The organism is Mucilaginibacter sp. UYCu711 (assembly GCF_050433825.1).
Lineage (GTDB): Bacteria > Bacteroidota > Bacteroidia > Sphingobacteriales > Sphingobacteriaceae > Mucilaginibacter.
Genome location: NZ_JBNPWM010000015.1, coordinates 42,189 through 64,990, shown reverse-complemented (window position 1 = coordinate 64,990; position 22,802 = coordinate 42,189). Strand labels below are relative to the sequence as shown.

Below are 22,802 nucleotides of genomic sequence, written 5' to 3'. Positions count from 1 at the left end.
GTCATTGACCTGCTCACCCAAGGTATTATAACGCTTTTATTTCAAGATTATCTAAAGTAGCCAAGGCATTATAGGTTCTTAAGCCGATGCTGCCTGCTTTGAATTCGTTATCAGCAGCAGTTATAGATGGGGTACCACTTCCATTTATAAAAACTTTAAAATTGCTGCCTACAGCTTCTATTTTCACATTGTAATTCTCATTAAGCTTTACCGGATATTTTATTGATGCAAGTACTTTCCATTCTTTACCATTTGCCTTCCCCAGTTCGAGTGTGCCTTTAACCGGATTAAGACCGACATAGTAACCTTTGTAAGCATTAGCCCCGATAGCAGGATCGCTTACCCGAAACATCAGCCCTGCGTCTCCGGGAGAAGTGACCTTTACGTCGGCAGTGTAAATGAAGTCAGTAAAATTTGTACCCGTTGCCACAATTTTTGATCCCTGATCTCCCGAACTGTTATTGCCATTAGAAGCGCAATGAACAGCATTATCCTTACAAAACAAACCGCCACCATAAATAACCATACCGTTGATCTTGCCCATATCAAAATTTTGGCGATATACTGAATTTGATAGCGATGGTTGACCAATGGTTGGAAAAATACTTACGCGAAGGTCTTCCGATCCGTAAGGGACAAGTGTCAATTCCTCTGTTCGCTGATCTGAGGTAACAGGGCTATAAGGGACATCCAATGCGGCAGTTTTGTTATAATCAATTGTCCAAGATGGTATACGTTTACCCTTGATCTTTAACTGAACCGGCGTTTGCACCTGAACAAACGGATTTTCCGGCATTTTACTTTTACCAATCCTAATGTCTTTGTTGATTGTTGCCGGGTCTATCAGCAGTCCATAATTCCATGGCGTAGCGGGTGAAATTTCAGTTTCATGGAATCCTTGTACCCGGAAGTCTTTAACATTTTTCTTTGTTTCCTCAATTTTTAAGGCATAGACCAGAGGCCCTCTTTCAATGCTTACGCCATTGTTCACTTGCTTTGTTGTGGAAATGACCATCGTGAAGTTAAGGGTTACATTGTCCTTAGTATGCCACTGCCTGTTAATGGTTAGTATCTCTCCCGAGACAGCTCCTTTAACTGGTTTTCCGTTAACCTGAATGGTAGGATTTGCGCACCATGATGGAATCCGGAGTTTTAAGGGAAACGAAGCGGGCCGAGCTAACGACAAGTTAAGCTTGATCTGCTCCTCAAATGGATAATTGGTTATCGCTTCAATTTTTATGGGCACGTTATTAGCTACAACAGCGTTTATCTCCATCGGCCCGTAGGCAATTACGGCCAGTCCTCCTTCCGGGGTTGCAAGCCAGCTGTTCTTGACAAAATAAGGCCATCCCATATGCATGTTATACCGGCAGCAGGGGAAGCCGGATAAGGGCTTGGTACAATACCTGATTCATAATCCTGATTAAAGCCATGCCTTCCTGGAAGGCTCTGCACCTGATTGGGCAACGTGTAATACGTGTGGTTTTTAAGGTCTTTACTTAATTGTGCCGGAAGTGCGTTAAAAGCTATTTTTTCGAGCTGGTCACCAATAGCCGCACTATGATCCACTCTGGCAGCTGTTTCAAGGCTCTGCATCCATTCAACTACAGCGCAGGTCTCCACGCCTTCAACCGAGCTGGTTCCTGATATGTGTTCAGTGCCTGAACCTATACCTACCGGTTGACCTGCATCGTGTAAAATATGGCGAATGCCATTTTCCATGGCTTGCCTGTAGTAGGGTGTCGGCGACATTTGAGAATAGATACCCGGGAACTTTAAAGCCTGGGCAACATTTACCATATGTTTCGGATGATAGTCATCGCCATAAAAAAGAAATTCATCCTGATTAAAAATATCGGCCCATGGATAAGCCTGATCTTTAAGTTTATTCACCAGGTCAAGCAGCTGTCTGTCACCGGTTTTGTTATAAACCCATATTGCAATCTCCATATTATCACCGGCGCGTGCCTTTCCCCATTCTTTCAGCGGATCTTTATCCAGGTTAGCCAGTTGATATTTTAGATACTTTTGTAAAAACGGCACCACCCTTTTATCCTGCGTAACTTCGTAATAACTTTGTAAAGCGTACATAAAAGGCATTCGCGGCCACCAGTCCTGCATTTTAGGCGGGCCGAAGAGTCCGTTTTCCTGCTGATGTTCAAGTGTATAATCGATCCATTTTTTTGCTTTCAGCTTTAATCCTGCATCATCTAATGTATAGGCTAAAGCAGTCAGACCTTTCAGATAGTATGGCACCTTTTCCCAGCTGTTTCCATTGCCGCCGAGCCAATCTGAGTTCTTTCCAAGCTCATCCTTTTCGGGATATAGTTCTTCGGCATTCCCTGTAAAACCTTCTTTTTGTAGTTCGAGCTGAGTTAATAACCAGCCTTTGGCTTTGACACTGCCGACGGGCAACTGTGCGTAGACTTGCTGCTGCAAGGGAGCGCGGTTAAATGTATAAGGCGTAGATTTCTTTTGTGCAAGAGCCGGATAAAAAACAGCTACGGCCACAAGCAAGAAGGCAGGATAAAAACAATATCTCATAACAAATTAATTTAGTACCAACGCTTGGCCGATCACTGGTATAGTTGGATCAGCCAAATCTATGGAAAATGAATTCATTATAGTGAGAATAAATTTACCATCTGAACTGACTACACGCCCAGGCACCCAAAGCGACAGCTATTCTTACTCTGGCTGCCACATCGTAAACACAACTACTACGTATAAATTTGAATTGAATCGCGCTGCGCGTTATTTTCTAAGAATTTTCGTTATTTACAAACTCCATGAAAAATTGAAAAGGGGCATCTGGAAGTTCATCGTAAATTCGAAATCCATTTTTTTGATACCAATTTAAATTCTCCGGGGAACATTCCAGTATAAAACGCCTGCCCTTTTCTCTCTCGTTCAACGCAAGTTGACCAAGAAAAGATTTTCCTATTCCCTGGCCTTGACTGTCGGGGTTTACCCCAATAAACCATAAGTAACTTACATTCATAATCGGCCGCTTAGACTTTAATTTGGCTTCCCTTTTTAAAGCCTTGATCACATTCCCTAATCCAATAGCTCTAAATGCAATTTTGGTATCTAACACTATAGTGTCCAAAAAACTTAGCTTTCTTTCCGTATTCACGAGCAAAGCCGCTGCTTTATAACCGTCCGACAAGAATACTTCCCCAGTTAGCATCGCCACCTCAACACAATATTCAACCAGATATCTTAATCTTTTTTGCCTATCTCGGTTTTGAGGAATAAGATAATTTATACCTTCATCATTATCGAACGAGCGAGAAATTATGTCAACAACAGTCGCTTTATTTGTGCTGGTTACCTTATGCATAATTTATATATTTCTAACTGATCACACTAAAAAAAATACTTAGGACTACGGATCATCAAAATCATATTGGATTATAAATACAAATATAGGCGTCTCGACCTCGATTAAATACTTGCTACAATAATTTATCAAATGCGTTTTGTAACATTAAACATTTTGTGAATTGAATCAAATCAATTCTTTAATAATAAAAAGGCACGACTTTAGGGATCATGAGATCACCAAAAGTAACACTCCCATGGCGCACCCCGGTAAACACTCATGCTGATGTGGACGCAAATGGTGATGCAGGCTACGCTCCAGCCATAACGCGGGCGATTCCAGGCAAAAAAACCGAACAGTCCCAAAGGGGCGAAAGTTGGTAAGGGAACGCTGGCGTGTAATGCGTACAGCAATAAACCTGAAAGCAACACACCGATGCCGGTACCCCCCAGACGCTCCCAATTCCTCTTTCAGGTGACCGAGAGTCTTGGCCGGGCAACGATAACAATGGTCAGCAGCATCAAGTAACTTTAAGGATCACTCGAAAAGATCCGGGCTGCGGTACGGGGTTGAGAATGACCGATCGCGTGTAAGGTTTCCCCTATCGCCCGAATTCTTTGGCTTCCTCTACCAGTAAGCGGATCAATTCCCCACTTAAAGTTAAGGCGCCGGTTGGCGCCAATCGTTAGCGCACCACCGCGTAATCGTAATGCATGGAGATAACTTGCTCGTACAGGCTGATGACCCGGATAGCGGACTGTACCAATTTGTCGACCCGGGCGTCCCGGGTTCGCATGGCGGCACGATCACTTTACAGCAGTTGGCGTAAAAACAAACCGTATCGTTTTTTTCATAAGATTGTTAATGCATGCAAAAAAGCAAATAGTATATGAATTGAAGGTTAACTCTATATTATAAATCGGTCAAGCAACTATACTGTACCAGCTGGATCATAATCAAACGAAAACTGACAACATATTATTGGTAAGGTAAGAAGGTATGACTCGGGGGACAGGGACATCATCCAAAATATATTTGCGCCGGCAGCTGCTCGCGGGCCTGGGGCAGACAACGGTAACCGGGCAGGTGGTGGGTGGTGCCGTTCGGGTCAGTGACGGAAAGTTTTAGCGGTGGTGGCGCGACCCGGACGGATTCGCTGGGAGATTCCGGTAACAATTTCACAATAATTAGATAACAAAGCGATAACAACCAACGAGTTAGCTTGTGCGTTTAAATAACTAAAAACATTCTTATGAAATTCAAACATTTATTTACACCAGTAATGGCGGCATTGCTACTGCTTTCCTGCCAAAAGTCGCTCGTTGCGCCGGCTTTAACGACTGTACCGGCGATTAGCACGGGTAATTTTTCACAGCCGCTGGCGATCACGCAAACTTTTAACGAAGGCTTTGAGTCAGGTTCTAAAACGGCTTATGCTGACGGGAATGTTACCTTTGACAGCGGCTTATGGGATCTGAATGACGCACTAATCGGCAACAGCATTTCAGACCGGAAAACGGGGAATCAGGCTATCCGGGTCCGCAATACGGGTACGGTAGGCATGAACTTTGATGTTGCGGGCGGCGCCTCAACAGTAACTTTAAGCTATGGCGTTTACGGGACTGATGGCGCATCCAATTTTCAACTGTTTGTTTCCGCAGATGGCGGTAGCAGCTATACCCAGGCAGGTGCGACTGTTACCGCTTCCGGCACGACGTTAAGCACCGCTACCTTCACGGTTAGTCAAACCGGCTCCTTACGGTTCCAATTGCGCAAAACGACCGGTGGCACCAATCGGATCAACATTGATAATTTCGTGGTTAACAGCTATGATAACGGTACAGGCGGCGGTGGCTCGACCGCAGACAATACTAACCTGCTGTTAGGAAATCCCAGCGGCGCGACCAACAGTACTTCCAACCCTAATAATTATCTGTATGACCAGACCTATTATACGGAAAGCTATAACCGTGATAAGGGCGAGCCGAATTGGGTAAGCTGGTACGTGGGCACCAGTACGCTGGGCGCTGCCAGCCGGGCGAATGACTTCCGGGCAGACACAAACCTGCCTTCGGGCTGGTACGAAGTTGGCGCGACCAGTTATTCGGGTTCGGGGTTCGACCGCGGGCATAACTGTCCGAGCGCGGACCGTACCTCCACCCTTACCGCTAACCAGGCAACATTTTTAATGGACAACATGATCCCGCAGGCACCGAACAATAACGAGCATACCTGGGCCAACCTGGAAAGTTACGGACGTTCCCTGGTGAGTGCCGGCAACGAGATTTATGTGATTATGGGAAGTTACGGGTCTGGCGGCACTGGTTCGAGCGGCACGGCAATAACAATCGACAACGGGCGTGTGGTGGTTCCATCCAATGTCTGGAAAGTGATCGTAGTGATACCCAATGGGAATAATGACCTGAGCCGTATTACTGCAGCAACCCGGGTGATTGCCGTGAACACACCTAATATTAATGCGATCAGTACGGACTGGACGCAATATATCACTACGGTAAAGGATATTGAAAACGCGACTGGTTATACCCTGCTTTCTAATCTTCCGGCTTCGGTTCGGGCAGCATTGGAAACGAAACGCGACACGGGGAATTAACTATTACAATCACCTATCATAAAAAACGCCGGCTGTTTGGGCCGGCGTTTTTTTTATTAGCTCTTTTTCCTGACAGTTGTTTTTGACACGGCTTTCTTGCTGGTCTTATAACGCATATCCATGGTGCCATCTTTCTTTAAATGTTTGTTGGCATTATAACGTTTGTCAGGCGTGCCGTTTTTCTTCACAGGCTGCTGGGACACATAAGTTAACGCCTTAGCCTGAACATTCGTAAAGGTCGTCGTAAAAGCTAACGCAACAATGGTTAGCATGGTAAGTAGTTTTCTCATAAATCATTTTTTAATAAAGCTATATAGATAAATTGAAAGTTACAAATAGGTTGTTATTTGTTACGATGATAACGCTTATCTACCGAGCCGTCCTTATTATAGCCGGAACGCCTATTTTCTTTATAACGCATATCCGGTGTACCATCTTTCTTTAGATGTACAGCAGAACTGTTAACTGTCGTGCGCGTGGTCCGTGTTGTGGTGGTAGGCTGATAGTTTGGAGATGACGGTCTCGCTGACGTTGCAGTTGTCGGCGCGTTCTGATGGTCCCTGTACCGCTTATCGGGAGTACCATCAGCTTTGGTATGCGTCGCGGTTGTTGTGGTAGCCGTGGTTTTAGCCTGATTGTCCCCGTAACGCATATCTGGCGTACCGTCGGCTTTGACGTGGCCGGATGATTTATTAGTAGTCGCTTTTATAGCAGTTTGGTTGGTTTTGTAACGCATATCAGCTGAGCCATCGGCTTTCGTATGTGTCGTCGTCGTCGTAGATTTCTTTGTTGATCTTGTTGTTTGGTTTGCTTTGTAGCGCCTATCCTTAGACCCATCCTGTTTAGTCTGTGCAACTACTGTCGATGTTGCCAGCAACAAGATCAATAACAGGTGATTAAATCTTTTCATATTTTATTTGCTTTAGTGTTAATAGTTAAGGATTTTCCCTTTAATTTGTTTCACCTTACAACCGGGTTTATAATTAGTAAACCCCTTTTTGACATATGTCAGGTAAATCTTTTATGTGTAATCGGCCTATCGTGTCCGGCAAACATTACTGTACTTTCCATTTTAATTAAACACTGCATATTTTATTGTATGGCTGATTATGGATTTCAAAAAACATGCAGTCTATTAGTTAATTATTTTTCTTTACATCAATTTATAAATGAAAAAATCTCTGAGGCGTTTTTATTTTGCACTAATTTCTTAATCATATCGTACTTCATCGTTACCATTTTATTTGCCTTATCGTAAGTAAAATCATTCATCGCCGCCTTTAATAAAATAAAGAAGGGATTTGCGGGGTCAAATAGACAGTCTTTACATTGGAGTTACCTGAAGTTTCTAATTACGACACCGGAAAGCGGATGCCGAGATCAGTCATTCGCCTGCTTTCGCCGAAAAATTTCCTCTCAAAGCCGGTAAATAAGATATAATAAATCCTCAGCGGAAGCATTAAATACGACTTACTTTTATAATACTTCTTAAATCTAAACTTCCTACCGGGTTTTGCTATTTGTTGTGTTCAGCAACCTTGGGTAGTAGGAGTATCATACAACTAGCTATCACTGCTATCAGGTCATGTAGTGGTAGAAAAGTATTTTTATTTGCTCACTACATTTTTACAATACCTTAAATAAGGACTAAAAAAGGTTCTGTCAACTTAACTCTAACTTTTCAAAAAGCAAAATCCTGCAAAATTTAATTTACAGGATTTTACTAATTATACTTTAATTTTATTGCAAAAAGTATTATTTCTCCACAGTCAAATGCGTGGCTTTTGCGTAATCAAGATAAGTATACTTACCAAGCAGTGTGCGGTGTAATAAAAGCTTGTAGGTCACAGTAGGTAATTTCACTTCTGTTTGCACTGAATTAATCTTTGCTGTCAAAATAGGACGCGTTGATGTTGCGTTAAGCAATTCATAAACAACCCTCCCATCCATTGTGGCGGGTACAGGGATATTTTGCAGGTGTAAAACCGTAGGGGCTATATCTACATTTGAGGTTGGCAATTCACTTTCATATGATTTTTTAAAATCAGGACCAGATGCAATTAAGGCAATATGCACTTCGTATGGGCTAAACCCGCCATGGCCGGCCACACCACCCGAAAAACTTGTACCAGCATAACCAAAACTGTTTTTACTATCGTTCCAGTTCTCATCCACCAAAATATCGGCTATACGTGTAGGATGATCCCAATGTATGACCTCGAAAGATAAAGTGCCATTAACCCAGCCTTTCAAATCTCCTTTTCTTGACCCTTTAGTAAATATTGGGCCCATAAATTCAGGCTCCTGCAATGCAGCTACTATCTTTTTTATAACCTCTTTATCATGATCCTTTACATATATAGCCCCCTCAGCCACAATAACATCATCAGATAAAGGGGCTTTTTTCAATCCCTTTTCTATCAATAACGATAACAAATTTTGCTTACCCACATGGGTCACAAAGCCATGATCGGTTGAAATGATGATATTATAAGTTTCAACAAGATGATTGGCTTTCAGGTATTCTATTATGCGGCCAAACTCATGGTCAACCGATTTTATGGAAGCAATTGAGGTTGCAGCGCCGATACCGTCTGCATGCGCCGTGCCATCCGGATCAGAAAACCAGATAGCGCTTACAGACGGGCCATTTGCAGCTAAACCAAACTTAATTAAAGCATCTGCCACCCATTTATGTTGGGGCGTATTTGGTTTGGCATGAGCTGGGATTGGGCCGACAGTTTGTATAACAGAATCTTTAAATGATTCAGGTAAGATCATGGATGGATTAACAACAGCGCCACCGCTTACGGTATGGTTTTGCAGTAAAGCCTGCCCGGTTGAACCAGAGCTGAATACCATCATACGTTTACCGGCTGCCTGTAACAATTCACCTAACGAAACCGCGGTAAGCAATTTACCACTGGTAACTTTTGTAATACGGTTTAACTCTTCTGCTTCGCCTGTGTTTAATCCTTTTAAAGGGTCAACTTCAGGGAAGTAAACGGTATTGCCCATTAAGCCTGTGTGAGCCGGGTAGCTACCTGTTGAGTAAGCTGATGAATTAACGCGGGTAACTGTTGGATAAACACTATGGTGTTGTTTGCCATACACCCCCTGCTGCCTAAAGGCATATAGGTTAGGCATAGCTTCCGGTGTAATGTAGTCCGGGCGCAGTCCATCAAAAAACACAATAAGTGTTTTGGTTCCTTTAACTTTTGATTGAGCGTTAACGCTAATGGCAAGCATTAACAGTGCGCTTAGTATTATGAATGGTCTTTTTAACATGATTTTAAGTTTTATGTATTCTTAATAATAAATTATTTGTCCCACCAAACTTTAATGTTGCTGTTGTCGCCACCCATGGCTGCAACTGCGGCTTCCAAATTTTTAGGGTTTAACGATTGCAGGTAGGTAGGATACGGTATCCGGCTTGGAAACTGATTTTCGGCAGGGATCCCGGTTCCTCTCGGCAATACCGGGTAGCCGGTACGCCTTTTTTCAAACCAAGCCTGGTAGTCGTTAAAGAAATAGGCATAATATTTTTGCAGCATAATTTGTTGCAGGCGAACATCGGCACTGGCTGTTTCATCATAAAACACACCAGCTTGCTGCAAGTATCCCGCAGGTACAGTAACACCCCATTGCACCATTGATGCGGTTATACCATTTTCATAATGCGATTTGGCAGTGCTCCCAGTGATAAAACCTTTTAATACCAGTTCGGCCTTAATAAATTCTTCTTCGGCATAAGTTATCATTACACCGGTTATAGCCGATGTTTTTAGCGCGTCGGTATAACTGGAGTTTTTGCCTACAACATATATAGTAGTTGTAGGATAACCGCTTTCTATACCTTGATAAACATTTTGCCCGTTTACAGGTACGGTTAAAGCCCAGACAGCACGGCGCGGGTCACTCCAGGTATTCAGCTTATCAATAAAAAACTTGGTATAATAGGTGCCATCGCGCCAGTCTAACTGCCTGGCTGTGTAATAGGGGTTAAAGTATGGATATACGTTAGGGAACTTATAAATCCCTTCATCAGCGTTCGAAGTAAACACCGGGTACTTAGTTGGATTGGTTAAGATAGCCGTGATCTGGTCGCTAACGTTGAATTCTGTATTCTTTTTATATAAACGCAGTAGTAAACGCAAACGCAGCGTGTTGCAAAATTTTTTCCAACGTTGTATGCCCACATTTTTGCCACCGGTTAATGTATTAGATGGGTAAAGCCCATCGCCACCATAGGTAAGTGCTTTGGTGTCGTCAAACAGGTCGTTAGCCGTTTGTAGGTCTTTAAGTAGCTGTGTGTAAATATTCTTTTGCGTATCAAATTTGGGCTGGAAGTTTCCTTCGGATGCTTTTATCGCTTCAGAATAAGGGATGTCGCCATACAAATCTGTTAATATGGAATATGCCCAGCATTTATAGATTAAGCCTATAGCTTTGTAATTAGGCTCTTTTAATCTATCGGCACTTGTAATAATAACATCCACATCAGCCAGGTAGGTATAAAAACTGTTCCACACCCCGGTTCCGGGGCTAATTACATAACGATGCACGCCACCACCGCTACTGCTGCGCGGTGCATCAACCTGCATTAGCTCGTGTGTAAAACCACGTGCGGCGCTAATACTGCTGCTTACCATACGGTATTGCATCTGGCCCAGTACTACACCCGGATTTACATCCTTAGGTCTGTTGGGATCGGTGTTGATCTGTTCAAAATTTTTGGTGCAGGCAGTAAGCAGGCAACTGATTGTAAGCACAAGCGAAAATATCTTTTTCATGATTCAGAGATGATTATAATTTGAAAGTGAGGTTAAGGCCCATGGTACGAGTAGAAGGGAACTGCATCAGTTCGACACCTGGTGTAAGCGTACCACTGTTAAGGTTACCACCCTCCGGATCAAAGCCTGGGAATTTGGTGATATTAAATAGGTCGCGGCCATAAAGGGCTACGCTGGTTTGTTTAAAACCGGCACGGGTTAAAAATCCTAAGGCTATATTAAACTCAATGCGGGCCTCGCGCAGTTTTAAATAACTGGTATCAAAAATATTGTTTTCGGCATTGTTAATGGCATAAAAATTCTCATAATAAGAACTTGCCGTTACATTAATCGTATTAGCGCGGTAAACACCATCTGTACCTAATACGACACCATCGCCAACTATACCGTTATCACGGCCAGGCAAGGTTACCTTGGTTTTACCCAGGGTATTATTTTTATGATTGGTTTGCGAGAACATGCTGCCGCCATGCTGATAATCAAACTGGAAACTGAACTTTACCTTTTGGATACTGAACTCGTTAACTAGACCTGCTTTCCAATTTGGGAAAGCATTGCCCAGTTTTTTGGCAACCGGGTTAAGCGGAGCCGGCAAACCGGTAGAATTGTAGATCACCTTTCCCTCTGGCGAACGCTGGAAACCAAGCCCATAAAGATCGCCCATGCGGCCTCCTACCCTTGCTTCGATAGTTACGTTACCGTCATGGCTGTAAATTACCTGGCTGGTTAATCCGTTGGTTAATTCTTTGACATAACTTCTGTTGGCGCTCCAATTTAAGGTAGTGTTCCACTTAAAACCGTTTGTAGTTACCGGGGTGCCTTTTAACTGGACTTCAACACCATTACTCTCAATAAGGCCCGCGTTAACCAGCGCACTGGCGTTGCCCGAGGTTGGATCAAGTGGGATAGCCAATATTTGGTTACGACTATAATTGCGATAAACCGCAATATCAGTCGATAACCTGTTGTTAAACAAACGCAGGTCTAAGCCTGCTTCATAGCTTGAAGTAATTTCGGGCTTTAGTGAAGGATTATAGAGCGTAGAAGCATTTGTAAAGCTATTACCGTATATCTTATCATAATACTTCGACGTTTGATAAGGACGGGTATCATTACCCACCTGGGCATACGATAACCTTACTTTAGCAAATGAGATCTGCGTAGGCAGTTTAAACATATCGCCTAGGGAAAAACTGGTGCTTACTGAAGGATAAAAAAAAGAATTGCTGTTATAAGGCAGCGTACTGCTCCAATCGTTACGGCCGGTAAGGTCAAGGAAAACGGCATCATTATATGACCATTGCGTTGCGGCATAGACACTATTTACCGCTTTTTTTGTTCGCAGCGGATCAGCTACCGCCGGGTCAAGGCTGTTAGATAGTTGGTAAATACCTGGCTGTGCCAATTGATCCGCATAAATACCTGCAAAATTATAGTTCTGTATTAAACCGTTGGCACCGGCATTTGCAGAGAATTTTATTTTATCGCCTACTTTGTCTTTATAGGTCAACAAAAGGTCATTATTAGCTTCATAGCTGTAAACATTTTCTTCGCGATAGCTGCCTTTAGGGTATTTTGTAATGCTATACGGTCTTTGTTGCGAACGAAACTCGTTAGACATATCTAAACTCGTACGCAGCATTAGTTCTAACTTATTGCTAAACTGATAATTTATGGATGTGGTGCCTATAAAGCCATTTTTAGACAGCTTGTTCAAGTCCTCATAAAGGTCGATATAAGGATTATCCGGACCCGGATTAAAAGGATTTTTTTGCTGTACACCAACAAGGCCCGGCTGCCAGTAAGGCTTAAACCAGTTGTGATCGATATTAGGTGCTGTACCTATTGCCAGGAAATACATTAAGGTTTGATTATTATAACCTGCTGACGGCAAATTGTCGCTGCTTTTATTGGTATAATTTGCTTTTGCGCTTATCTTTAATTTGTCGGTTACTTTATGGCTGACAGATAATGCCACAGAAGTACGTTCAAAACCGGTATTAGGGATGATCCATTTATTATCCAGACGCGATATTGATAACCTTGCCGAGCTCTTATCATTGCCACCTTCTATAGAAACATTGTGTGTAATAGTTGAGCCTGTCTGGAAAAAGCCTTTAATATAATCGGGACGTGCTACCCAAGGTGTGCGTACAGCAGATTTGTTGTCCGGCGTGTTAGGATCATATTGAAAGTACGATTGCCCGTTAAATTTGGGGCCCCAGGCACGGCCAGCAGATGTATTTGTACTGGTGTTAATTCCATCAGCACTATCACCATACGAATAATAGGCTGATGTCCTGCCTTCGCCATATTCATACTGATATGCCGGCCAGCGGTTTACCTGGTCAATACTTATGTTAAGGTTATAAGTAATACCTAGTCCGCCATCTTTACGGCTGCCGCTTTTGGTAGTGATTATTAAGGCACCGCCAGCTGCCCGGCTACCATAAAGTGCTGTAGCACCCGGGCCTTTTAACACGGTTATACTTTCAATATCATCCGGATTTATATCAGATACGTCTGATCCAAAATCTACCGGGCTATCGGTAGCCAGGTGGGCTTTAAAACCGGTACCTGTAATTTTGCTATTAACAGGCACGCCGTCTAACACAATAAGTGCTTGGTTGTTATCCAGGTTAAGTGAGTTTTCGCCACGCAGGGTAATACGCGATGAGCCAATTGGCCCCGAGCCGGTACCTTGTATATTTAAACCGGCAACTTTACCAGAAAGCGCGTTTACCCAGTTATTGGTTTTAGCGTCTTCTACAGCCTTCCCTTTAAGGTTTTGCGCCGCGTATCCTAATGATTTTTCCTCGCGTTTAATACCTAGTGCAGTTACTACTACATCATTTAACTTGGTTGCATCAGGGTACATGCTAAGGTTAATTGTTCTTTTCGCAGCTATACCAATTTCGGTTTTTTTATATCCGACAAATGAAAACACAAGCGTTTGGCCCATTTCGGCAGTAATAGTATAGTTACCTTTACTGTCAGATGTAACACCGCTGGTAGTGCCTTTAATAGTGATGGATACACCCGGTAAAGGTGCATTCTGCTCATCTGTTACGTTACCAGTAATCCTTACAGCAGCATTTGTTGCATCTGTGTTTTCTTTTTTACTGATAACTACTGTATTATCAATTATGGTATAAATAAAGGGCTGGCCTTTCAATACTGATGTTAAAGCTTGTTCAACAGTAGCGTTTTTTATAATTACACTTACGGGAGCAGCATTTTTAATAAGGCTGTTATCATAAAAAATACTCTGACCGCTTTGCGCTTTAATATCCAGCAGTATTTTACTAAGCGGCGCTTGTTTTACGTTAAGCGAGATCCGCTGGGCAAATGCAGTAGCAGAAACCTGAAAACACGCCAGGGTTAATAAGATGACCGTTAATTTCATGATCAGGAAAATTTTAGCATAAGGAAAAACTTCTTTTGCAGGAGTTTTCCTATAAAGATTGAATTGCATACTTTTGTATCGTTAGGGAGTTGATAATTTCTATTGACTGGATTTTTTTGATGGCCCTGACTTGACCGGTGGTGTTAGAGCACTCTCGGTTTTTTTATGGGCATATTTTTGTTTTCTACGGTCCGGTTTTCATGTTTTTTTAGGGGGGATTAATAGATATTTAGGGTTGGATATAAAGATCTTTTTCGTTGATAGTAAAGCGCACACCGCTTACCGCTAAAATTTTAAGCACACTTGACAGTTTAGCACTCCTACTGATTTGACCAACAAACTCGTGGTCGTGTATTTTACCGTTGTAATGGATATTTACATCATACCATCGGGCCAGTTGCCTCATTAATGAGGGCAAATCGGTATTGTTGAATACAAAGTTTCCATGCTTCCAGGCTACTGCTGCTTCTGTATCACTACCACTTGCAACAGTTATCTTACTACCCTCAACATCTGCCTGTTGGCCGGGCGAAAGCATCCTGGTATTGTGTTCAGCTGTGATTTTTATGCTTCCTTCTAATAGAGTGGTTTTTATAGTACGTTCGTCCGGGTAGGAATTGATGTTAAAATGAGTGCCCAATACTTCAACATTTTGACCACTGCCGGTTGCAATAAATGGCATTGCTTTATTTTTGGCAACCTCAAAATAAACCTCTCCTGTTATTGCCACTCTGCGTTCATTTCCTTTAAATTCAATTGGGAAAGTAATAGAAGAAACTGAGTTTAACCAGGCCTTAGAGCCATCTGGCAGTGTAACGGCATATTGGCCGCCTTTTGGAGTATTTATGGTGTTATAGGCTAATGCTTCTGCGGGAGTCTTATCGGCACTATTGGCATTTTGATAAACCAATTGACCGTCTTGTACTTTTTGTACTCTTGTATCGCCTTGTCTTGCTATTATTCCATTACCAGAACTGCCAAGTCTTATTTTTTTTCCATTAGCCAATGTTAAAATAGCTCTGTTACCCCCGGGCAAAGCATCGTGTTTTAAAGTTGGGGATACCGCTATCAACTCTTTTGGGTGTAATAGCCGGGTACCCAACACTACCGCAGCTACACTCAGTAATATTGCAGCGGCATATTTAGTCCAGAATGGTAACTTGTAGTTTCTTTTGGCAGCGGTGCCTATAGTAATCAGCTCGTCAACTTCATTAACTTCAGCATTGGCATTTAGGGCCTGTTTAAGCCCATCATCCAGTTTGCCTTCTTTTACTAAATGGGCAAAAACTTCCAATTCATCATCAGTAGCATTGCCATCCAGATATCTTTTTATTAATTGCCGGTAGTAGCGTTCGTCCATTATTATGGCTTTTTACTACTAAGACTGTAAAAGCTTTGTCCAGGGTAGCACAATAATAAAAGTTAATAATTACTTAATACAGATAGGTATTTATCCCTTAAAAACGCAGGCAAGCAATAATGTTAAGGAAACACCGAGTTCCTTTTTTACCGAACTTCCTAATATTTTCATAGAAAGCACCATGTGGTTTTTTACCGCATTGCGGGATATCCCCAATACACCGGCTACTTCTTTATAGGATTTACCTTGCTCGCGACATAAAGTAAATATCTGGCGGGTACGTTCGGGCAATGAGGCTAAGATCCGGTTTAAAAAAAGGCTATACTCTTTATCCAGTACTTCTTCATCAGTACCGTTGCGCTGGGCTACAAAACTATGGATGATCTCGCCCATAGCAACTTCAGACCGAAGCGCTGCCTTTAAGCTGTCTAATGCCCGATTACGTGCCGTAATAAACAAATAGGCTTTAAAGGAGTTAACCTGGCTAAGCTTGCTTCGGTTTAGCCATACCTGGATAAAAACTTCCTGAATAACGTCTTCTGTAAGTTGTGGTGATTTTAGTATCCTTAATACAAATCGTTTTATATCAGAGAAATACCTATCATAAAGAAATGTAAACGCTTTATAGTTATCATTTACAATCAGTTCCAGTAATTCTGTATCTGTATAAAGTTCCACGCGTTATAATAAATCAGGATATATTAAACTGATACAAAGTAAAAACAGGAGTGTTACTTTAATATTAATTTTTCAAAAACAAGTGATACACAAAGTCTACGGAAATCACTCGAAAAAACATCAAATTTCGATCTTGTTAACGTCAAAAAAAAAGGAAAATTGAGTTTAAATATTTTTCAGAAGTATCAATAAGCGGGGACACCGGTTGAGGTAAATATGGTTGATGGTTTCCAGGGACAGGAACGGGAGGTGATCTATATCTCGCTGACGCGAAGTAACAGCGACGGTATTATCGGCTTCCTGGCTGATTACCGGCGGTTGAATGTAGCGATGACGCGGGCTAAACTCAAACTGGTGTTGGTGGGTGACAGTACTACGTTAGGGCAAACGCCGTTCTTTGCGGAGCTGATGGCCTATGCCGAGGGTTTGGGTGGCTATGAAAGTGTCTGGCATTACCAATAAACCTATATCTTTGGGGCATGGATGAACCAATGTTATTACCGGTAAGCTACCAGGGTGAAGAGCTTGAATTTGAAATGCGTTTGCAGCAGGGCTATATCCCGCGGGTGGAGATCCTGATCGACGGTATCCCGGTTAGCTTGAAACGGATGATTCGGGTGATTACCGGGCGCTGACAAGTCTGGAACAACGGATAAAAGCAAACGGCTTAGCGCCGGTTTGCTGCAGGCTATCGCCAGCCAACTGGAGATCCTATTCAATCCAAAAATAAATTAAGCGGGCTTAACGTTAAGTGGTAAATGACTGAATTAACCAAATTATTTATCGGCGGTTTTCCGCTGGATATGACGGAGTTGGAAATCGTCCAGCTGGTCGCTTTATATGCCGAGGTTCGCACGATCAAGGTCGTCCGCGATAAAAAAACAAAGATCTGCAAAGGTTATGCTTTCCTGGAAACAGCGGACCAGTCGGGCGCGGAACTGGCGATCGCTACGCTGGACGGAACGCTGGTAGCGGGGCGGGAACTGCGCCTGAGTATCGTTGCGGCGGAAGAAGCGGCAGCCACGCCGGTTATTGTCCGCACCAGATCCAAGCGGCCAAGGGTGCAAAGGGCAAGGATCTAATTAACCTAAAATACCTTTAGGAGTCTGGCATTACGCTCGCCGGGCCGGTTCAACTCCACTTTGCGCGCTGTCGCGCACCCCGTTACGTTTCACCAGCCCGGCGGCAGACGCGACAGCCCGGGTTTTGGTTTCGCTGCGCCACCGCAGGCGGCTAAAGCCGTTCCTGCAGTGCCCAAAACACGGGCAGTCACAGGTTTAAGCTTGTTCCAGTTTCTTATTAACAAAGGATCTCTTCGGTTCGGTTAAGGAAGTGTACGCTCCGGCCGTCGGGGTCGACCTGGTAACCGTGGTCATAACAGAAGCGAAAAGTACCAAACTCCGGGTCGGTGTATTCACTGGTAAAATATTAAAAGTTAAAACCATAACCCTCCAGGTCGTGCCTATCAATAGCGCGAAAATCCATACTGATGAGATACTCCATGATATAGCGGTTGCGGGCGATGATCGAATTGATTTGCTGGTAGAAATCAGGGCGCCAGTCTACGACGGATGCCGCTGTTTGTTCCGGTGGTTGCTCCTTGCGCCGGCGATTATTGTAGGCGGTACGGCACATATCGCTGCAAAACTTCCGGTCCTCCCGGGTGACTTTATAAGGCTCACTGCATTCCAGGCAGGGTTGTATGGGGAGTTCGTCGTGAGTTGGCATGATCTATTGTTTAGTTATTCAAATTACCAAATCATCAATCAGGCGAAACTTTATCTAATATATTCTATTTCCAACCTCCTGGTAGGAAATCGATGGACGAATTTTACATAGGTTTTGATAAAATGGTCAATGAAACATTTCCGAAATATCGCAACAAAATACAGCTATTTTACATAACAACCGCGAACGAAAAAAGCATAAGAAAACAACTCGAAGACGGACTTGCAAAAGTATTGAACGAGATTACCTAGCTGCAATTAACTATTCTTTACAATTTGCTATATTTTTGGCACAATTATTTTGTCTGAGACTTTAAATCGATATACTCTACATTAGGAATATTACTATTTTTATAACCTAAATAGAGTATAATCCGAATTCATAAGTGTGCTGCAAAACGATCCGTCAACTATCACCAAACTGTTTAACGCCCGCCCCTATTTATCGTTTCCTAAACTTTTAATTTTTTCGCTTAGCACCGCCAGACCTGCTTTGTTCAGGCACTCTTCACAAAAAAGGCGAAGCTGCTCAGTATCTTCTTTAGGTACAAACTTTAACAACTCATTTGTTGTTTCTCCTTCAGCCTTTAAACAGCTCTCGACAATACTACTCATTAATAACACAGTCTTCCGCATGATCTTAACATCGATCTTCACTGCTTCACTCATTCCTGGGCTGCATAACAGCGTATCATAAACTGTCCCCAACACATTGTTCGTTGCCATATGCAAATATTTTAAGTTAATTAATGGCATAAAGGTCGGCTGTTTGCGCGAAACAATCCTCATCAAAATATGGGGTGGATCGGACAGGAAACAGTAAATCTATCAATTAGTATTATCAATTATGTTCGATTTTGACGTCAGCGTTTTATTCTATTTAATGGATCACCCTGGTGGTTCAGATTTGCTTCATTTTTTTAAGGAACTGAACCGTAAGATCCAGTTGCAGCGTCAGCACGCGGAAACCACAACCGATTTGTACAGGCGCGAGTACGGCATACATAAAAGTGCACTGCACGAAAAACGCGAAGTGGCTCATGTCGAAGCAAAAAAAATATTCGACGAAGTTTATACAGCGAGCGAGGGCGATGAAGACGAAAAATGGTCTCAGGCGATCATGGCAGCAGAGCCAGATGCTATTGACAATCATTTTAACCTGGAAGGAATGAAATTGGATATGGACTATAAAGACATGGCGGATCATTTTAATAAGTCGTCTTTCGTTATTGTTTATGCCGTATTGGAAAATGAGTTGCGACGGCTATGCGGTTTGCTAAAAACAACCTTCGGGAAGCGTCTGTCATTGCAGGATATTGAGTCTAAAGATTACCTCCAATCAATGATCAATTACCTGGAAAAAGTACTGGAAATTGATATAGAGTCTTGCCAACCTAACCTGACACGAATCAGGCAGGTACAGTTTCTGCGCAACAAGATCATGCACGCTGCGGCAGAGTTTCCGTTGGGTGATCAGCCGGTACTGGATCAACTTATCAAAGACAGCAAGGGAAATTTATACTTACAGCACTTCGATCCGTTAACTTACCGGCTGTTAAAAATCAGAAAGATCGACTATGTAAATCAGCAATATGATCTGTTGTTGGACTTTATCTATGAATTACTTTGGTGTATTGATGCCAAACTTGAACACGCCCTGATCAAAGAAAATCTATTACTATTGTTTCGGTTCCTTGACGAGAAGGTAGAAATAACGATCTCCGAAGTTACAGTGATTAAAAAAGGTCGAAAAATAGCTTTCGCCGTCATCAAAGGCAAAAAGAAGATTCTGAAAGGAACCTTGTCATTGCAGGCGGCAAAAAAGGAGTCGGTACTATTCATCAACCATGTTCCCGAAAATGACCGGCTGAAACGCCTGTTCAAGTATTTAACAGAACAACAACAAACATTTTTAGACGACTTCCTGAAACCTTTCTATAAAATTAATTTTCCGATGAATGCCGTCCTGACCTGCGATCCTCATTAAAATATAGGGAGGATAGGTGGAAGTCATTTGCCTGCTTTACTTTTGAATTGTTATTGTGAAAGAGAGGTATGTGATGGATATGACGAACGAGGTTTTTTCGCTTTCCCGGCTACGGGAGTTGGACTTGATTTATTTACTGGAGATGTTAGACCATGATCCGGTAGTACGAAAGAAAAACGACACGGACTACTGGTATTTATCACCGTTGCGGGAAGAAAAGACGGCGAGCTTTCACGTAGACAGGCTGTCCAATGAGTGGTATGATTTCGGTCTAATGGCTGGCGGTAATCCGGTTGACTTTTTATTGCGCTTGCACGGTTGTTCGGTCGTCGAATTGCTGGAGCGGATGAATGTTTCTTTTTCCCCTCACCAACTCTATCTTTTTGAGCCCGGATTGCACGAAGGACGTGCAGGCAACGACGCTAAATTGCTAATCAAAGAGGTACGTCCGCTTTATGCTTATCCACTTAAAAAGTATCTGCACGAACGATTAATCCCGGTGACCGTGGCAGACCAGTTTTGCAAGGAAGTTTCTTACGAGATTGGTGGCAAGACTTATTACGGTATCGGCTTTAAAAATGACGCTGGCGGCTGGGAGATTCGCAACCAGAATTTCAAACTAAGCAGTGCGCCGAAAGATATTACCTGCCTGGCTTCTGGCGCTGACGCTGTGCATATTTTCGAGGGCTTCATGGACTTCCTTTCTTTTGTGACTTTGCATCCTCACCAAGATCCGCATTCGGTGGATTTCGTGGTGCTAAACGGCGCCGGATTATTCGACCGTGCCCTACCCTTTTTGGAAAAGCACGAACGGGTGCATTTGTGGCTGGACCGGGATATGACGGGCCTTGCCTACCGCGATTATGCGTTATCGCGAGGCAGCAGCTTTGTCGATGAAAGCAGGCTTTACACGAACTTTAAAGATTTGAACGATTGGCTTCGCTGTAAGGGTGAAGTGAAAAAGCAGGTTTTGCGAATTGGCGGCGGCTTACGGACGACTGATTGATTTTAGATTGGCGAATGTTTTGCCTTTCCTCAGACGACTGGGGAATCGCCAGTTTTGCGATCGGCCAGATGTACAGTTGTTTAACAACAACTGAAATCTGGCCGCCCACCTCGGAACTCGGGGGCGGTCTATGACGTGGCTTAGTGGGTAATTGGGGTTGGTTAGGTAAAAGACTGTCTGGTTTTAGCAAGTGGATAAGTGATGGCGGAAGAACATAAAAAGGGACGTTACCGGATCATTGGCCTGCGGCTGACTGGTGAGGAGTTCGGTAAGCTGGAGTCGGGCTGGAAGAAAAGTACGGTTGGTAAGCTGAGTGAGTATGTGCGGCGGGTGTTATTTGGTAAGCGGATTACGGTTTATTCACGCAACCAGTCGACGGATGAGCTGATCGCAGAGTTGATTGTTGTCCGGCGGGAACTGCATGCGATTGGCGTGAACTTTAACCAGGCGGTGCACCGGCTGAATATGCTGGATCACTCGCCGCAAATGGAGGTTTGGGTGAAGCGATTTGAGCGGGACCGCGATGCTTTTTTTGCGGTGTCTAATGAGGTGCGTTTGAAAGTTAATTCGATCAGTGAGCAATGGTTGCCGTGATCCATTCATCGAGTAGTTTAAGGAACTGTTTAAACTATAATGAGGCTAAAGTTAAGACTGGGCACGCGCGTTGTCTGGAGGCCGGGTTTTATCCGATGGATGCGGCTGATATGAACTTTCACCAGAAGCTGGCGCGGCTGGAAAAGCTGACGGAATTGAACCAGCGAACGAAGGTCAACAGTGTGCATATTTCGTTGAATTTTGATCCGTCGGAAAAGCTTTCGGATGAGTTATTGCGGGAGATTTCATCCGTCTATTTAGACAAGATCGGGTTTGAAGGGCAGCCTTATTTGCTTTACCAGCATTTGGATGCGGGGCACCCGCATATCCATTTGGTAACGACGAATATCAAGCCGGATGGTAAGGCGATTAACCTGAATAATTTGGGGCGGAACCAGTCGACGGTAGCCCGTAAAGAAATCGAAATTGTTTATGGTTTAGTGAAAGCGGAAGATAACAGTCAACGGGAGTTGTTTCGTTTAAAGCCGGTTAATATCGAACGGGCTTTATATGGGCGGGTGGAAACCAAACGGGCGATTGGCGGGGTGTTAAACTCGGTGCTGAAGAGTTATAAGTTTGCTTCGTTGTATGAATTGAACGCGGTGCTGGGCCTGTATCATATCACGGCCGATACTGGTGGTGATGGTTCGAGGACCAAGGCGCACGAGGGATTAGTTTATAGGGTGCTCGACGAAGCGGGTAATAAAGTGGGTGTGCCGATCAAGGCAAGCGATTTCTTTAGCAAGCCGACCTTGAAGAATATACAGGCTCGGTTTGCGGAAAATGAAGCGGCGAAGGTGCCGTTGCGTGGACGGGTGCGGAATTTGATTGACCTCGTTTTGCTGAATGATAAGCTTGGTTTAGCTGATTTAAAAGTTGCTTTAAAACGTGAAGGGATTGATTTGGTCTTACGCCAGAATAAGGATGGGTTGATCTATGGGTTAACTTATATAGATCATGTCAAAAAAGCGATTTTTAATGGTAGTGAATTGGGTAAGACTTACAGCGCTAAAGCTATTCTGGAACGCTGTAAATATAGCGTGGCTGATGAGGGGAAAAAACAAAACGGTAAAGTTGAAAAGGTAGGTTTGGCGGGTAACCGGGGTAACGGAAATAAGGGCGTAAAACCGGGGAACATGGTTGCTGGTGAAGGAAAAAATAAAGGGTTGGACGGTATGGTGGCTACACTGTTGGGCGACGGCGAACAAGGCCCGGCGATGGATTGGGAGCTGAAGCAAAGCAAGAAGAAGAAAAAGAAGCGGCATAGGTTGACGCTGGGTTGATATTCTGTTGGTTTAGGTAGTGAATTTTC

At 43.3% G+C, this 22,802-nt stretch carries 21 protein-coding genes; 8 read left to right on the top strand and 13 right to left on the bottom strand.

Annotation, left to right across the window (positions count from 1 at the left end):
- Positions 1-25: 25 nt before the first annotated feature.
- From ABIB50_RS25305 to ABIB50_RS25290, 4 genes are all read right to left on the bottom strand, one after another.
- Positions 26-1,360: a family 16 glycoside hydrolase gene (locus tag ABIB50_RS25305; RefSeq protein ID WP_429384528.1), complete on the bottom strand. Its 1,335-nt coding sequence runs from the start codon at positions 1,358-1,360 to the stop codon at positions 26-28.
- A complete protein-coding gene (locus ABIB50_RS25300; protein WP_429384526.1) occupies positions 1,291-2,544 on the bottom strand; it encodes a beta-L-arabinofuranosidase domain-containing protein in 1,254 nt (417 codons plus the stop codon). Before ABIB50_RS25300 ends, ABIB50_RS25305 begins: the two co-directional genes overlap by 70 nt.
- 217 nt (positions 2,545-2,761) lie before the next feature.
- Positions 2,762-3,343 (bottom strand): GNAT family N-acetyltransferase, encoded by a 582-nt coding sequence (locus tag ABIB50_RS25295; protein ID WP_429384523.1) that lies wholly within the window; start codon positions 3,341-3,343, stop codon positions 2,762-2,764.
- 218 nt (positions 3,344-3,561) lie between these two features.
- On the bottom strand, positions 3,562-3,756 hold the full coding sequence (locus tag ABIB50_RS25290) for a hypothetical protein (protein ID WP_429384521.1): 195 nt from the start codon (positions 3,754-3,756) through the stop codon (positions 3,562-3,564).
- Between the two features lie 821 nt (positions 3,757-4,577).
- Here ABIB50_RS25290 and ABIB50_RS25285 point away from each other — a divergent pair.
- Positions 4,578-5,939 (top strand): DNA/RNA non-specific endonuclease, encoded by a 1,362-nt coding sequence (locus ABIB50_RS25285; protein ID WP_429384518.1) that lies wholly within the window; start codon positions 4,578-4,580, stop codon positions 5,937-5,939.
- 56 nt (positions 5,940-5,995) lie between these two features.
- Here ABIB50_RS25285 and ABIB50_RS25280 read toward each other — a convergent pair whose 3' ends face one another.
- The 7 genes from ABIB50_RS25280 to ABIB50_RS25250 form a co-directional block, all read right to left on the bottom strand.
- The gene (locus ABIB50_RS25280) at positions 5,996-6,229 is read right to left on the bottom strand and encodes a hypothetical protein (protein ID WP_429384516.1); all 234 of its coding nucleotides are present in this window, start codon (positions 6,227-6,229) and stop codon (positions 5,996-5,998) included.
- Between the two features lie 53 nt (positions 6,230-6,282).
- Positions 6,283-6,849, bottom strand: a complete 567-nt coding sequence (locus ABIB50_RS25275; protein ID WP_429384513.1) for a hypothetical protein — start codon at positions 6,847-6,849, stop codon at positions 6,283-6,285.
- Positions 6,850-7,694: 845 nt separating this feature from the next.
- Positions 7,695-9,227, bottom strand: a complete 1,533-nt coding sequence (locus ABIB50_RS25270) for an alkaline phosphatase family protein (protein ID WP_429384511.1) — start codon at positions 9,225-9,227, stop codon at positions 7,695-7,697.
- Positions 9,228-9,259: 32 nt separating this feature from the next.
- The gene (locus ABIB50_RS25265; RefSeq protein ID WP_429384509.1) at positions 9,260-10,732 is read right to left on the bottom strand and encodes a SusD/RagB family nutrient-binding outer membrane lipoprotein; all 1,473 of its coding nucleotides are present in this window, start codon (positions 10,730-10,732) and stop codon (positions 9,260-9,262) included.
- A gap of 13 nt (positions 10,733-10,745) precedes the next feature.
- Positions 10,746-14,138: a SusC/RagA family TonB-linked outer membrane protein gene (locus tag ABIB50_RS25260; RefSeq protein ID WP_429384506.1), complete on the bottom strand. Its 3,393-nt coding sequence runs from the start codon at positions 14,136-14,138 to the stop codon at positions 10,746-10,748.
- Positions 14,139-14,367: 229 nt separating this feature from the next.
- A complete protein-coding gene (locus tag ABIB50_RS25255; RefSeq protein WP_429384504.1) occupies positions 14,368-15,498 on the bottom strand; it encodes a FecR family protein in 1,131 nt (376 codons plus the stop codon).
- A gap of 90 nt (positions 15,499-15,588) precedes the next feature.
- The gene (locus tag ABIB50_RS25250; RefSeq protein WP_429384501.1) at positions 15,589-16,176 is read right to left on the bottom strand and encodes an RNA polymerase sigma factor; all 588 of its coding nucleotides are present in this window, start codon (positions 16,174-16,176) and stop codon (positions 15,589-15,591) included.
- A gap of 216 nt (positions 16,177-16,392) precedes the next feature.
- Here ABIB50_RS25250 and ABIB50_RS25245 point away from each other — a divergent pair, with 216 nt between their 5' ends.
- The 3 genes from ABIB50_RS25245 to ABIB50_RS25235 all read left to right on the top strand — a co-directional run bounded on the left by ABIB50_RS25245 (position 16,393) and on the right by ABIB50_RS25235 (position 17,258).
- The gene (locus ABIB50_RS25245) at positions 16,393-16,638 is read left to right on the top strand and encodes a C-terminal helicase domain-containing protein (RefSeq protein ID WP_429384499.1); all 246 of its coding nucleotides are present in this window, start codon (positions 16,393-16,395) and stop codon (positions 16,636-16,638) included.
- A 17-nt stretch (positions 16,639-16,655) separates the two neighbouring features.
- Complete coding sequence (locus ABIB50_RS25240; protein ID WP_429384497.1) at positions 16,656-16,811, top strand: hypothetical protein; 156 nt, start codon at positions 16,656-16,658, stop codon at positions 16,809-16,811.
- 123 nt (positions 16,812-16,934) lie between these two features.
- Positions 16,935-17,258: an RNA recognition motif domain-containing protein gene (locus tag ABIB50_RS25235; protein WP_429384495.1), complete on the top strand. Its 324-nt coding sequence runs from the start codon at positions 16,935-16,937 to the stop codon at positions 17,256-17,258.
- 346 nt (positions 17,259-17,604) lie between these two features.
- Here ABIB50_RS25235 and ABIB50_RS25230 read toward each other — a convergent pair whose 3' ends face one another.
- Both ABIB50_RS25230 and ABIB50_RS25225 read right to left on the bottom strand, forming a co-directional pair.
- Positions 17,605-17,904 carry a hypothetical protein gene (locus tag ABIB50_RS25230; protein ID WP_429384494.1) on the bottom strand — a complete coding sequence of 100 codons (300 nt, stop codon included), beginning with the start codon at positions 17,902-17,904 and terminating at the stop codon, positions 17,605-17,607.
- A gap of 437 nt (positions 17,905-18,341) precedes the next feature.
- Entirely contained in the window at positions 18,342-18,629 is a 288-nt protein-coding gene (locus ABIB50_RS25225) for a hypothetical protein (RefSeq protein WP_429384492.1), read from the bottom strand.
- A gap of 121 nt (positions 18,630-18,750) precedes the next feature.
- Here ABIB50_RS25225 and ABIB50_RS25220 point away from each other — a divergent pair, with 121 nt between their 5' ends.
- From ABIB50_RS25220 to ABIB50_RS25205, 4 genes are all read left to right on the top strand, one after another.
- Positions 18,751-19,890 (top strand): hypothetical protein, encoded by a 1,140-nt coding sequence (locus ABIB50_RS25220; protein WP_429384489.1) that lies wholly within the window; start codon positions 18,751-18,753, stop codon positions 19,888-19,890.
- Between the two features lie 55 nt (positions 19,891-19,945).
- A complete protein-coding gene (locus ABIB50_RS25215) occupies positions 19,946-20,896 on the top strand; it encodes a toprim domain-containing protein (RefSeq protein WP_429384487.1) in 951 nt (316 codons plus the stop codon).
- Between the two features lie 201 nt (positions 20,897-21,097).
- Positions 21,098-21,490, top strand: a complete 393-nt coding sequence (locus tag ABIB50_RS25210; protein ID WP_429384484.1) for a plasmid mobilization protein — start codon at positions 21,098-21,100, stop codon at positions 21,488-21,490.
- 110 nt (positions 21,491-21,600) lie between these two features.
- Positions 21,601-22,773 carry a relaxase/mobilization nuclease domain-containing protein gene (locus ABIB50_RS25205; protein ID WP_429384482.1) on the top strand — a complete coding sequence of 391 codons (1,173 nt, stop codon included), beginning with the start codon at positions 21,601-21,603 and terminating at the stop codon, positions 22,771-22,773.
- Positions 22,774-22,802: the final 29 nt, after the last annotated feature.